This is a genomic window from Stenotrophomonas sp. STEN014, assembly GCF_056760315.1.
In genome coordinates this window covers 210,543-223,610 of the sequence record NZ_JBRREN010000002.1, presented here as the reverse complement: position 1 = coordinate 223,610, position 13,068 = coordinate 210,543, and the positions used below count along the sequence as shown (strand labels likewise).

At 68.0% G+C, this 13,068-nt stretch carries 10 protein-coding genes and 1 pseudogene; 2 read left to right on the top strand and 9 right to left on the bottom strand.

What is annotated here, in order from left to right; all coding sequences use genetic code 11:
- Positions 1 to 145 precede the first annotated feature (145 nt).
- Positions 146 to 910, bottom strand: coding sequence for an energy transducer TonB family protein (locus ACVOMC_RS03645; protein WP_481522854.1), 765 nt, complete (start codon positions 908 to 910; stop codon positions 146 to 148).
- Between the two features lie 11 nt (positions 911 to 921).
- Positions 922 to 1,566 (bottom strand): histidine phosphatase family protein, encoded by a 645-nt coding sequence (locus tag ACVOMC_RS03640; RefSeq protein WP_481522853.1) that lies wholly within the window; start codon positions 1,564 to 1,566, stop codon positions 922 to 924.
- A 397-nt stretch (positions 1,567 to 1,963) separates the two neighbouring features.
- On the opposite strand from ACVOMC_RS03640, the gene ACVOMC_RS03635 reads away from it, so the two are divergent.
- A complete protein-coding gene (locus ACVOMC_RS03635) occupies positions 1,964 to 2,833 on the top strand; it encodes a type II toxin-antitoxin system RelE/ParE family toxin (protein ID WP_481522852.1) in 870 nt (289 codons plus the stop codon).
- Between the two features lie 319 nt (positions 2,834 to 3,152).
- Here the strand turns inward: ACVOMC_RS03635 and ACVOMC_RS03630 are convergent, their stop codons facing one another.
- Entirely contained in the window at positions 3,153 to 5,318 is a 2,166-nt protein-coding gene (locus tag ACVOMC_RS03630; protein WP_481522851.1) for a S46 family peptidase, read from the bottom strand.
- 153 nt (positions 5,319 to 5,471) lie between these two features.
- Here ACVOMC_RS03630 and tdh point away from each other — a divergent pair, with 153 nt between their 5' ends.
- Complete coding sequence (gene tdh, locus ACVOMC_RS03625; protein ID WP_096144905.1) at positions 5,472 to 6,494, top strand: L-threonine 3-dehydrogenase; 1,023 nt, start codon at positions 5,472 to 5,474, stop codon at positions 6,492 to 6,494.
- A gap of 307 nt (positions 6,495 to 6,801) precedes the next feature.
- Here tdh and ACVOMC_RS03620 read toward each other — a convergent pair whose 3' ends face one another.
- The 6 genes and pseudogenes from ACVOMC_RS03620 to ACVOMC_RS03595 form a co-directional block, all read right to left on the bottom strand.
- Positions 6,802 to 7,554, bottom strand: a complete 753-nt coding sequence (locus ACVOMC_RS03620; RefSeq protein WP_481522850.1) for a TorF family putative porin — start codon at positions 7,552 to 7,554, stop codon at positions 6,802 to 6,804.
- Positions 7,555 to 7,664: 110 nt separating this feature from the next.
- The gene (locus tag ACVOMC_RS03615) at positions 7,665 to 8,702 is read right to left on the bottom strand and encodes a sulfate/molybdate ABC transporter ATP-binding protein (protein WP_481522849.1); all 1,038 of its coding nucleotides are present in this window, start codon (positions 8,700 to 8,702) and stop codon (positions 7,665 to 7,667) included.
- Positions 8,703 to 8,709: 7 nt separating this feature from the next.
- Positions 8,710 to 9,585 (bottom strand): annotated as a pseudogene (gene cysW, locus ACVOMC_RS03610) (sulfate ABC transporter permease subunit CysW); the annotation flags it as partial.
- A 68-nt stretch (positions 9,586 to 9,653) separates the two neighbouring features.
- The gene (gene cysT / locus ACVOMC_RS03605; protein WP_481523060.1) at positions 9,654 to 10,499 is read right to left on the bottom strand and encodes a sulfate ABC transporter permease subunit CysT; all 846 of its coding nucleotides are present in this window, start codon (positions 10,497 to 10,499) and stop codon (positions 9,654 to 9,656) included.
- A 16-nt stretch (positions 10,500 to 10,515) separates the two neighbouring features.
- Positions 10,516 to 11,538: a sulfate ABC transporter substrate-binding protein gene (locus ACVOMC_RS03600; protein ID WP_481522848.1), complete on the bottom strand. Its 1,023-nt coding sequence runs from the start codon at positions 11,536 to 11,538 to the stop codon at positions 10,516 to 10,518.
- A gap of 11 nt (positions 11,539 to 11,549) precedes the next feature.
- Positions 11,550 to 12,926 (bottom strand): OprO/OprP family phosphate-selective porin, encoded by a 1,377-nt coding sequence (locus tag ACVOMC_RS03595; protein WP_481522847.1) that lies wholly within the window; start codon positions 12,924 to 12,926, stop codon positions 11,550 to 11,552.
- Between the last annotated feature and the right edge of the window lie 142 nt (positions 12,927 to 13,068).

Genomic DNA, 13,068 nt, shown 5'->3' with positions numbered 1-13,068 from the left:
CTCAGGATCATGGCCGGGCTGCAGGCCGGCTGCGCGTTGCGCGCGGGACAGGCGCCCATGATACAGCCCGCCGTCGACGCCCTGCGTGTGATCCGGCCCCGCAGGAAGGCCGGCATGCGACCTGTGCAGCCGATGCGGCGGGTGGCTACGGCGCCGGGGCTTCCAGCGGCAACGGCTGCTGCCGCGTGCGGGCGGCGCGCAGCTGCGCCAGCGATTGCCGGCACGCCTCCAGATCACGCCCGCACAGCACGCTGCTGACCACGAACCGGCGCTGTCCGTCGTTGACCAGCCGGTTGCGCACCAGCATCGTGCCGTTGAGCTGGAACAGGCTCAGCCCCTCCTCATCGCGCAGCCAGAAATTGACCTGGTCGCCATAACGGCGGAATACCGCCAGCGGGCCGATGGCCGCGATCGCCTCGGGAATCTGCATGAAACCGATCGGCACCGGATCGGCCACGAAGCCCGGCATCCCCTGTGCGCTGTTGCCCAGCCCCGGCCGCACCTGGCCGCTACGGCGTTCTTCAAAAAACGGATCGCGCGCCCGCGCGGCGGCGCGCGCCGGCACCGCCTCGGGCAGCGGATCAAACGCGAACGGCAGACGATAGCGGGGCTGGCCACGGTACTCCGGCGCCACAACCCAGCCGCGCGCGGCCTCCAGCGCCACCGCATCCAGCGCCGCCACGCCCGAGGACTGCTCCAGGCGCGCAGCGCCGACCCGGCCACAGCGGTCGGTCTCGATGATCACGTTGACGGTGTAGTCCAGCAGCCGCCACAGCTCGTCCACCGGATAGGACGGCGCGCGGTTGGCGTGCGCCGGGAACGGCGGGCAATCGGCCTGGGTCGCCGGCTGCGCCGCCGCTGCCGACGGCAACGCCAGCAGCAAGGCCACCAGCCCGACGACGGCGGTCACCGCACGCCGCATTACAGCGCGCGGTGCTTGGCTTCGCCGAAGAACGGGGTGTGGTGCGCGCAGTCGTTCAGGCGCACCACTTCCAGATGCTCCACATCCGGGCCTTCGAGCAGGTTCAACGTGGTCGGCGCCTGGCGGAAGCTCCACAGTTTGGCAATCGGCAGGCCCAGGATCTTGCACAGGATCACCCGGTTGACCGCGTCATGGGCCACCACCAGCAGCGTGTCGTCCTCGCCCAGCCCGTCGGCGGCGGCGCTCAGGCCGCGCCAGCTGCGATCCAGCACCTGGCGCAGCGATTCGCCGCCGGGCATCAGCACGGTGTCCGGCTCTTCGCGCCACGCGCGCAGACGCGCCGGGTCCTTGTCGTTGATCTCGCTGGCAAGCAGACCCTCCCACTCGCCGTGGGCGATTTCCTGCAGGTCCGGCTCGGTCAGCAGCATCGCTTCACGGGCAGTGCCCAGCGCGGCCCTGGCGGTCGCCTGGGCGCGGCTCAGTGGCGAGGCCACCGCACGGGCGATCTGCACGTCCGCCAGCCGCTCCCCCAGCGCCCTGGCCTGGGCCTCACCCACTGGCGAGAGGGGAATGTCGATCTGGCCCTGGTAGCGGCCTTCGGCGTTCCACGGCGTTTCGCCGTGACGGGCAAGCAGGATGCGCATGCAGCATTTCCGTTGAAAGGGGGAGAACCGCCGGGTGAATGCGGCGGGACCGGCATCATAGCCTGAGCCCGCCGCGGTGCCAGAAACGGTTGCCTGCGTTACGGACTCGGCGTGTTCAGCGCATCCGCCGTCTGGCCGGAACGGCGACCGCAGGGGAGCCGGCGGCGAATGCGGGCAGACCGGCAACGGCGGGAGATGGTCGCGATCCGGCGTGACCATCCCGTACATGCCGCACAGACCTGTCCGACCGGCGGCCAAGACCGGGGCGCCAGCGCCGCCTTTTGTTGCCCGCCGCGCATTCACCCGGCGACGGCAGGCGTTACCATGCCCGGCTTCCATCGCCCAACCGGTATGACGTCCGCATGAGGGTCCGCACCTCCCACGCCCCCCAGCCGGCATGAACGACGTTCCTGTCGCACCGACGTCCCGCTCCGCCCCCTGGAGCGAACAGCGTGATCCCTGGGCCGCAGCGCTGGTCAGCGCGCTGCTGCATGCGCTGATGCTGCTGCTCCTGCTCCACTCCAATCCCCCGCTGGTATCCACGCCCCAAGGCGCGGTTGGCGGTGGCCGGGTCAAGGTCGATTTCGTCGGCGACGCACCGCCGTCAACGCAGCCAAGCAACGTGCCGCCGCAGGACAAGCCGACCCAGACTCCGCGCTCGCAACCCAAGCCCGCAACGCCCCGCCGCAGCGACAACCGCAAGCCGGTGGCCGAAGCGCGTTACATCGAGCCCCCCAGCGAACCGGAGCAGCAAGAACAGCCGACGCCGCAACCGGCACAGGCGCCGGCCGCGCCACCGCCGGCAGCCAGCCCCTCCGAATCGGTACCGCGCCGCCGGCAGACCTGGACCGGACGCCCGCCCGGCGCGCTGGACAGGACCACCGCCGCGGACGATCACGGGCATTCGGCCGGCCCGGGCAATGACAGCGGCCGCCGCATCGACCGCAGCGCGGGCGCGCCGGCCATGGAAGTGGGCGGCTACCAGATCGTCTATGACCTGATCAGCGAGGAAAAGCTGCGCGCGTGGATGGACGGGGCCAAGGAGGTCGATGGCCAGAAGGAACTGTCGATCCCGCTGCCGGGCACCACCTGGCTGATGGTCTGTCCGGCCGAAGTGGCCCTGCGCCGCGGCTCCAGCAAGTGCCGCATGCTGGCGGCGGACGCGCCCGAACTGCAGGCCATCGGCGATGCCCGCCAGTTTGTCATCGTGATGTTCGTCTACCGCTACGGCGAGCTGCTGTGGCGCGGGCCCGGCCCTTACCGCTGAGCGCGGTGCAGAATCAGGCAGCGTAGCCCGGGCAAGCGCAGCGCACCCGGAAGACGGGCGATCGTCGCCGGGGGCGCGCAAACCTCCCCGGGGGCGCGTGACTGGCCCGAGCCGCAGCTTTGGCAGGAACGACGCCGCTCGCGAATCCATCGACGCCACAACACAGCAGCGAGGTCCGCAAGTGCAGCGGCTTCGGCCAACGGCAACTTCCTCGGCTTCGCAACGGAGGTCGCTGTCAAAAAAGCCGTGACCCTCCCGGGCACAAAAAAGCCCCGGGCCGTTTCCCGCCCGGGGCTTTTCATTCACACGATGCGACCGCTTACTTGGAGGCGGCGTCCATTTCCTTCAGCAGCTGCGGCGCCGGCGCCACTTCCTGCATGATCCAGCGCATGTAGCGCTCGTCCACCGAGATCATGCGGGTCATCACCGGGTCGAACACCCAGTTGCTGGCGACCGATTCCCAGATGCCGTCAAACGCCAGGCCGACCAGGCGACCGTGCGCGTCCAGCACCGGCGAGCCGGAGTTGCCGCCGGTGATGTCCAGGTCCGACAGGAAGTTCACCGGCACGCTGCCGATGCGCTTGTCCTCGAAGCCACCGTAACGCTTGGCCTTGACCGCCTCCAGCAGCGCCTTGGGCGAATCGAACGGATCGGCGCCGGTTTCCTTGGCGACGATGCCTTCCAGGTCGGTGAACGCGGCCTGTTCCTTGCCATCCAGACCGGTGTAGCCCTTCACGTTGCCGAAGGTGATGCGCAGCGACAGGTTGGCGTCCGGATAGACGAAGCCGCCCTGGCTCTTCTTGTAGTCGGCGATGGCCTGCAGGAACAGCGGACGCGCCACCAGCTCCTCGCCGATGCGCAGCTTGCGCTGGTGCTCCAGCTCCAGCAGCGCCGGCATCACCGCCACCGCGTACTGGATGGCCGGATCGGTGCTGGCTTCAAACGCGGCCTTGTCGGCCTTGAGCCACTTCAGGCGTTCATCCAGGTTGCCCAGCTTGGAACCGTCCAGACGCGACACCGTCGCCGCCACGGCCTTGGCATCGCTGCCACCGATCCAGGTGTCGAACGCCGGCAGGCGCTGTGCGGCCGGCAGCTGCACGTACTCGTTGAGCCAGTACTGCTGGAACTGGCGGTCCATGGCCGGCACGTAGCGGCGGTCCATCTGCTTCAGGCCGCCCTCGATGGCCGGCAGGTCACGCTCCTGGTAACCCTCCTGGCGCTCGGCGTCGGGCTTGGTCCTCTCGATGGCCAGACGGTACAGGCGCACGGCGGTGCCCAGCGTACCGGTGCGGTTGAGCATGCCCAGATCCATGTCGCGGGCCTGGGTGGCGCGGGCCTGCTGGCCCAGCACCTGCAGCTGCGCATAGGCGTCCAGCGCCGGCTTGCCGGCCGCGCTCTGGCCACGCAGCCATTCCAGCACCGCCGCTTCTTCCTTCTGCTTGTGGGCCAGCACGTTGTTGCGCTTGAAGCCGTCCAGCTGGCCGTCGTAGTTCTTGCTGGTGTTGTTCCAGCTGGCCATGTTTGCGGCGTACTTCACCGCGATGTCCGGGTTGTCCTTGCTGGCCGCTTCCACCAGCGCGATCTGGTCCTTGTAGGCCTTGGCGATGGCCGGGTAGGTCCAGGTAGCGGTGTTCTCGAACTCGCTGACCAGCGCATAGCGGTCGGTGCGGCCCGGGTAACCGGCCACCATCACAAAGTCACCCTCGCCCAGCGGCTGGTTGGCCAGCTTCAGCCAGTGCTTGGGCTGGTAGGGCACGTTGTCGGCGGCGAAGGCGGCCGGCTTGCCGTCCTTGCCGACGTAGGCACGGTAGAACGCGAAATCGCCGGTGTGGCGCGGCCACATCCAGTTGTCGATGTCGCCACCGAACTTGCCGACGCTGCCCGGCGGCGCATAGGCCAGGCGCACGTCGCGGATTTCCATGTTCTTGAACAGACGGTAGGTGTTGCCGCCGGAGAAGCTGTACAGCGTGCAGGCGTAGGCCTCGTCGGTTTCACACTCGGCGATGAGCTTCTTCTCGAACGCTTCCAGCGCCTGGGTGCGCTTGAGCGGATCGGCACCGGCGCCGGCGATGGCGGCCTTGGCCTGCGCGGTCACATCGGTGATGTCGTCCAGCACGTAGATGCGCGCGTTCGGGCCGGCGCTGAGTTCGTCCTGGGTGGTCGGCGCATTGAAGCCGTCCTTGATCAGGTTCTTCTCGGCGGTGGAGTTGAGCTGGATCGCACCGTAGGCGCAGTGGTGGTTGGTGACCACCAGGCCCTGCGGCGAGACGAAGCTGGCAGTGCAGCCGCCCAGGGCCACGACCGCGCCCATCGGCTCGCCGGTCAGGTTGGCCAGCTGCTGCGGGTCCAGCTTCAGGCCGGCCTGCTTCAGCGGCCCGGCGATTTCCGGCAGCTGCTGCGGCACCCACATGCCTTCGGCGGCCTGCGCGGCCTGGGCCATGCCCAAACCGGCCACGATGGAAAAAGCGAGAAGATTCAAACGCATGGAACATTCCCCAAATTAAGGTTGCGGCGATTGTAGCGGTTGCAACCGCCGCCCCTCCCCTGCCATCGGTCAGTACCGGGTTGTTACAGACGAAAGCATATAATCGGCGCCCTCACTCACACGGCGGTTTTCCCTGCAATGGCACACAACACGATGCGCGCGCTGGTGAAGCGCGAAGCGACCAAGGGCATCTGGATGGAACAGGTGCCGGTCCCCACGCCCGGCCCCAACCAGGTGCTGATCAAGCTGGAGAAGACCGCCATCTGCGGCACCGACCTGCACATCTACCTGTGGGACGAGTGGAGCCAGCGCACCATCACCCCGGGCCTGACCATCGGCCATGAATTCGTCGGCCGCATTGCCGAAATCGGCCCGGGCGTGACCGGCTACGAGATCGGCCAGCGCGTGTCGGCCGAAGGCCACATCGTCTGCGGCCACTGCCGCAACTGCCGCGGCGGCCGCCAGCACCTGTGCCCGAACACGGTGGGCATCGGCGTCAACGTCAACGGCGCGTTCGCCGAATACATGGTGATGCCGGCCACCAACCTGTGGCCGATCCCGGACCAGATCCCGTCGGAGCTGGCCGCGTTCTTCGACCCCTACGGCAACGCCGCGCACTGTGCGCTGGAGTTCGATGTGATCGGCGAGGACGTGCTGATCACCGGCGCCGGTCCGATCGGCATCATCGCCGCCGGCATCTGCAAGCACATCGGTGCGCGCAATGTGGTGGTCACCGACGTCAACGACTTCCGCCTGAAGCTGGCCGCCGACATGGGCGCCACGCGCGTGGTCAACGTCGCCAACACCTCGCTCAAGGACGTGATGGCCGAGCTGCACATGGAGGGCTTCGACGTGGGCCTGGAAATGAGCGGCAACCCGCGCGCCTTCAACGACATGCTCGACTGCATGTACCACGGCGGCAAGATCGCCATGCTCGGCATCATGCCCAAGGGCGCCGGCTGCGACTGGGACAAGATCATCTTCAAGGGTCTGACCGTGCAGGGCATCTACGGCCGCAAGATGTACGAGACCTGGTACAAGATGACCCAGCTGGTGCTGTCCGGCTTCCCGCTGGGCAAGGTGATGACCCACCAGTTGCCGATCGACGACTTCCAGAAGGGCTTTGACCTGATGGAAGAAGGCAAGGCCGGCAAGGTCGTGCTGAGCTGGAACTGACGGCCAGCAGATGACGCACCGAAGGCGCCGCAAGGCGCCTTCGGTCGTTGCGGGAGACACCGAACGGACGCAACTCCGGCAAATCGTCGCAGCGCGCGTACGCGGCGGCCCCTTCTGATCGCCCGTCCCCCCGGCGCGAACGGCAGGTAGGCAGCTGTTGCCGGGCCGGTCAGCATCGCGCGACCTGTAGCAGGTGATGGCAGGTGGCAGCGGCAGGGCCGCGGCGGCGCGGCGCTTTCCCCGACGGCGGAACCCGCCAGGAAAAAGGCGCCTTGCGGCGCCTTTTTCACACCACATCAAACACCGATCAGGGCACGTCCACCGAGACGGTGAACACCACGCCCGGCTTGTAGGTGTCCGACTCGCGGCGCAGCGACGGCGCGTCTGCACCGAAGGTGTCGTAGTAGCCCACGGTGGCGGTGGCCGGGCCGAACGCCTTGGACACCGAGATCGAGCCGTCGTAGTAATCCTCGCGACGCGGCCAGTCGTTGCCCTGGGCCTTGATCGTGGTGTAGCCGGCCGAGGCGCCGATCGAGAAGCCGGTCTCGCCGATGTCGTAGCTGGCTTCCAGCGCGCTGTAGGTCTGCTCGGCACCGCTGTTGCTGTAGTCGTCGGCATAGCCCAGCAGGCCGCTGACGGTCACCGGGCCGGTCCAGGTGACCTTGGCCAGATATTCGTTGTAGTCGATGTCGCCGAAGTCGCTGGAGGCGCTGGTGTAGGTGTAACGGTTCACCCCCAGGTCCAGATTCCAGCGGTCGGACAGGTCCTTGCTCCAGCCGATGGCGTAGTCGACCTCGAAGTTCGGGCCGCCCTTCTCGCCGAAGTCGACGTTGGAGCCCCAGACGGTGGCATACAGGCCGAACGGCGCGCTGTAGCTGGCCTCGGCCTGGAACGCCGGGCCGTTGTCGGTCTGCGACACACCACGGAACACGTAGTCGGTGGTGACCGTCGCGTTGAAGCTGAACGGGGATGCGGCTTCCTCGCTGTCCTGGGCGCTGATAGCAAACGGTACGGACAACAGGGCGGCGCAAACGGCAGCGGCAAGGCGCTTGTTGTGCATCAGGGATTCTCCAGGCAGTGGGGGATATCGAAACCGTAGCGGCCACGATTCACGAATTTTTAACCGCATCCTATTGCGATGCAACAACTTCGTGCTCCCCGCCCCCGTATTCAGCGCTCCGTGCGCGGGAACACGCCATAGCGTCGCACCTGCAGATGCACGGTGCTGCCGGGCGTGTAGGCCGGCGCCGCCGCCGGCAACTCCAGCTCCAGTTCCGAGGCATCGGCATCGAGTTTTGCGCGCAGCCGGACCTTGCCCCCCCTGCGCTGCAGCGCGGTCACCGTGGCCGGCCAGCCGCCCTCGCCCACTGCCAGATCCTCCGGTCGCACATAGATTTCCACCGCACCCGCGGTGCTGGTCGAGGGCGCGGCCAGACTGACGCCACCCACCGCCAGCCGGCCGTCCAGCAACTGCGCTGGCAGCCGGTTGGCCTCGCCGACAAAACCGTAGACGAACGGCGACACCGGCTGGTCGTAGACCTCGGCCGGAGTGCCCAGCTGCTCGATGCGGCCGCGGTTGAGGATCGCCACACGGTCGGCCAGCTCCAGCGCCTCTTCCTGGTCGTGGGTGACGAACACCGTGGTCAGCCCGGTGCGGTCATGCAGTTCACGCAGCCAGCGCCGCAGCTCACGGCGGACCTGGGCATCCAGCGCGCCGAACGGCTCGTCCAGCAGCAGCACCCGCGGCTCGATCGCCAGCGCGCGTGCCAGCGCCACGCGCTGGCGCTGGCCGCCGGAAAGCTGTGCCGGATAGCGCCCGCCCAACCCGTCCAGCTGCACCAGCGACAGCAGTTCCTGCACCCGCGCATCGATGCGCGCCCTGGGCCAGCGCCCGGCGCCGCGCCGCACCTCCAGGCCGAAGGCGATGTTGCCGCGCACATCCCGATGTTTGAACAACGCGTAGTGCTGGAACACGAAACCGGCACGGCGGGCCTGCACGCTCAGCGCGGTGGCATCTTCGCCATCGAACAGGATGCGGCCGCTGTCGGCATGTTCCAGCCCGGCGATGGTCCGCAGCAGTGTGGTCTTGCCCGAGCCCGACGGACCCAGCAATGCCAGCAACTCGCCCTGGCGGATATCCAGGCTCACATCCTCCAGCGCGGTGAAGCTGCCAAAGCGCTTGCCCAGGTGTTGTATGCGTATGCTCATGGTGCCCTCAGCGGCGATGGATGGCGGCCAGCGATTCGCCGTGGCGCCATTCCAGGAAAGACTTGACCACCAGCGTCAGCAAGGCGGTGCCGGCCAGCAGCGAGGCGCAGGCGAAGGCCGCGCTGTAGGCGTATTCGTTGTAGAGAATTTCCACATGCAGCGGCAGCGTGTTGGTGCGCCCGCGGATATGCCCGGACACCACCGAGACGGCGCCGAATTCGCCCATCGCCCGCGCACTGCACAGCAGCACGCCGTACAGCAGGCCCCAGCGGATGTTGGGCAGGGTCACCTTCCAGAACATCTGCCAGCTGCTCGCCCCCAGCGTCAGCGCGGCCAGCTCCTCGTCATGGCCCTGCTGCTCCATCAGCGGCATCAGCTCGCGCGCGATGAACGGGAACGTGACGAAGGTGGTGGCCAGCACGATGCCGGGAATGGCGAAGACAATGCGCGGCAGCTGCAGCAGCACCTCGCCCAGCACCGGCAGATGCAGGCGCAGGCCGTCCTCGATCAGCGGCCACAGCCAGCCGTCGCGACCGAACAGCAGGATGAACACCAGCCCGGCCACCACCGGCGAAACCGAGAACGGCAGGTCGATCAAGGTCACCAGCCAGCGCTTGCCGGGGAACGTGTGCTTGCTCACCGCCCACGCCGCCGCCACGCCGAACAGCAGATTCAGCGGCACCACGATCGCGGTCACGGTCAGCGTCAGGCCCAGCGCCGCTACCGCATCCGGATCACTGAGCGCGTTCCAGAACGCCAGCACACCGCCGCGTAACGCCTCGGCGAACACCAGCACCAGCGGCAGCAGCAGGAACGACAGCAGGAAGCCCAGCGCGCCGAGGATCAGCAGCCCCTGCACCCAGCGTGGCTCGGTGACGACGCTGGGCGTGCGCGCGACGGGGCCGGCCGGTGTGACGGGCAGCGCCTGCGCCGAGACGATGCTCAATCCGCTCATCGTGCCCCCCGCCGCTGCAGCCGCGCCTGCAGGGTGTTGACTCCCAGCAGCACCGCGAAGGACAGCAGCAGCATCGCCGCGGCAATGGCGGTGGCACCGGCGTAGTCGAACTCCTCCAGACGGATGGTGATCAGCAGCGGCGCGATTTCGGTGACGTGCGGCAGATTGCCGGCGATGAAGATCACCGAGCCGTATTCGCCCACGCCACGGGCGAAGGCCAGCGCGAACCCGGTCAGCATCGCCGGCCACAGCGCCGGCAGCACCACCCGCATGAGGGTCTGCAGGCGGCTGGCGCCCAGCGTGGCGGAGGCCTCTTCCAGTTCGCGCTCGGCCTCGGCCAGCACCGGCTGCACGATCCGCACCACGAACGGCAGGCCGACGAACACCAGCGCCACCACGATGCCCAGCGGCGTGTAGGCGACCTTGATCCCGAACGGCTCCAGCCATTGCCCGAGCCAGCCGTTGCCGCCGTACAGCGCGGTCAACGCGATGCCGGCCACGGCGGTGGGCAGCGCGAACGGCAGGTCGATCACCGCATCGAACAGGCGCCGGCCCGGAAAGCGGTAGCGCACGAACACCCATGCCACCCAGGTGCCCATCAGCGTGTTGAAGGCGGCGGCGGCGGCGGCGGTGCCGAAACTCAGCCGCAGCGCCGCCAGCACCCGCGGCTCGCTCCAGATCTGCCAGATGCCCGCAGGCCCCAGTCCGGCGGCCTTGGCGAACACACCCAGCAGTGGCAGCAGCACGATCAGTCCCAGCCAGGTCAGGGTGATGCCCATGCTCAAACCAAACCCCGGAAGCACCCGGGGGCGGCGTCGCGGCACTGCGGCCGATGTCTGCAACACGGCGCTCACGTTCTTACTTGCCCGCCTGGATCTGGTCGAACACACCACCATCGGCGAAGTGTTCGGACTGGGCCTTGGCCCATGAGCCGAATGCCTGCTGGATGGTCACCCGTTGCACCGGCGGGAGGCGTGCGATGTCGGCACGGTCGGCCTGCTCGGGATGGCGCGGCCGGTAGTAGTGGCGGGCGGCGATGCGCTGCCCCTCCGGCGAATACAGGTACTGCAGGTAGGCCTGCGCAACCTCGCGGGTACCGTGACGGTCGACGTTACGGTCCACCAGCGCCACCGACGGCTCGGCCAAGATCGACAGCTTCGGCACCACGATCTCGAACTTGTCCGGACCCAGCTCTTCCTGCGCCAGGAACGCCTCGTTCTCCCAGGCCAGCAGCACATCGCCGATGCCGCGCTGGACGAAGGTGGTGGTCGCCCCGCGCGCGCCGGTATCGAGCACCGGCACGTTGCGGAACAGCGCACGCATGTAGTTCACCACCTTGGCGCGGTCACCCTTGAAAATGTGGTCGCCATAAGCCCAGGCCGCCAGGTAGTTCCAGCGCGCGCCGCCGGAGGTCTTCGGGTTGGGCGTCACCACCGACACGCCGCTGCGCAGCAGATCCGGCCAGTCGCGGATGCCCTTGGGGTTGCCCTTGCGCACCAGGAAGACAATCGTCGAGGTATAAGGCGCGCTGTTTTCCGGCAGACGCGACTCCCAGTTGGCGGGAATCAGCCCGGATTTCTGCGCGATCGCGTCCACGTCGTAGGCCAGCGCCAGCGTCACCACGTCGGCCTCGATGCCATCGATCACCGCCCGCGCCTGCTTGCCCGAGCCACCGTGCGAGGTTTCGACCCTGACGGTGTCGCCCCGGGTTTGCTTCCAGTGCCTGGCGAAGGCGGCGTTGTAATCACGGTACAGCTCGCGGGTGGGGTCGTAGGAGACGTTGAGCAGCTGCACATCGCGCGCGAACACATGGCCGGCGGACACGGCCAGGCCGAAGGCCAGTGCCGCGCTGGCGATGCGGGAAACAAAAAAATGCTTCATGGGGCTCTCCGTCAGGAGGAAACTTGCAGGCGCGAGAAAACGGCTTTTTCATCAGGCAACGTCGCGCCACCGGCAGCTGCATCAAAACGACTGTGCAGGTAGTTGGTGGCCAGCTTCAGGTTGGCGGTGAGGTACCAGTTCGCGCCCAGCGTCCAGGACTGGATCCGCGCGGCCGAGACCGCCGGATCGGCGTAGAGCGGGAATGCCGCGTCATCGATCCGCAGTTCGCCGTAGCGCGCGGTGAGTTCCAACGCGCCCAGCCCGCCATTGACGCCCAACGGCCGTGACGGCGTCACTCCGCGGTAGCCGGCCTCCTCACCGGTAAGCACATAGCTGGCGGTGGCCTGCCAGGCGTGGTGCTCCAGTTCCTTGCGACGTGCGTCGCGTGCTACCGCCTGCCGCGAGGCGATGTACTCGGCCTGCAGACCCAGCCCGTTTCGGTAGAACCAGCCCTGCGGCGACCAGCGGCGGTGTTCACCGGCGGCGATCACCGAGCTGCGGTAGGCGAAGAACGTGGCCTGGCCCGGGGTGCGATAACGCGGCAGGAAGTTGTTGCCGCTGCCATGCTTTTCGCCGGTGCTGGTGCCGATGCCAAAGCCCAGCCCCGCCCAGCCGCTGTCCCCGCCCTTGAGCGGTTCGAAGAACACGCGGCCGGCATATTCGAAGTCATCATCCGGATTGCTGGCGATCGCGTCGCGGCCATCGACCGCACCGTTGAACACGCCCAGCGCATAGCTGAACCTGCCCGTGGCCACTTCGCCCTGCAGCTGCACGCCCAGATCGCGGTTGGGCGCCAGTTCGCTGGCCAGCCCGCGCTCAACAGCCACCAGCGCGGCCGAGGACTGCAGCCGCTCCAGGCCGACCGGCGAGGTGAACTTGCCCACCCGCAGCGTGTAGGCCGGATCGAAGCGCAGGTCGGCATAGGCATCGACGATGCTGGCAGTGTCGCCGGCGAACTCCGGGGTGAAACGGTAGGCTACCCGCTGGCCCAGCGAGCCCTCCAGCGTCGGCCGTGCGGTGCGCAGCAGGAAGGTGTCGTTCTGGCTGCTGTCGCCGAGGAAAACCCGCGCATCGCCCTGCAACAGGCCGCGCAGCTTCAGCTCGTAGTTGCCGTCGCCGGACTTGAACGCCGCACCCTTCTGGTCGATGGCGATCCTCGGCGCAGCCCTGGCTGCGGCCTCGGGCTCTTCCTCCTGCAGTTCCAGACGGCGCTCGAAAATGCGCAGGCGCTGGTCCAGATCGGTCAGGGCGATACCCTCGGCGCCGCTGGCGACACCGGCCAGACGTTCCACACGTTCCAGACGCTGCTGCAGCTGTTCCACCGTCAGCGTCTGCGCTGGGGCCGATGACCACGCCCCGCACGCCGCCACGGCCAGGCCGAGGGACAACCGCTTCCTGGTCGGCGCTGTGGATCGGGGACGGTACGCGGTCATCGGCGGACTATTTCCGGGAGTGGGCAGCCGATGCTGCAGGCGCACACCGGAGCGGAGAAATGACTTCGGCCCCGCCGCTTATAGCCTTTGCGCATGA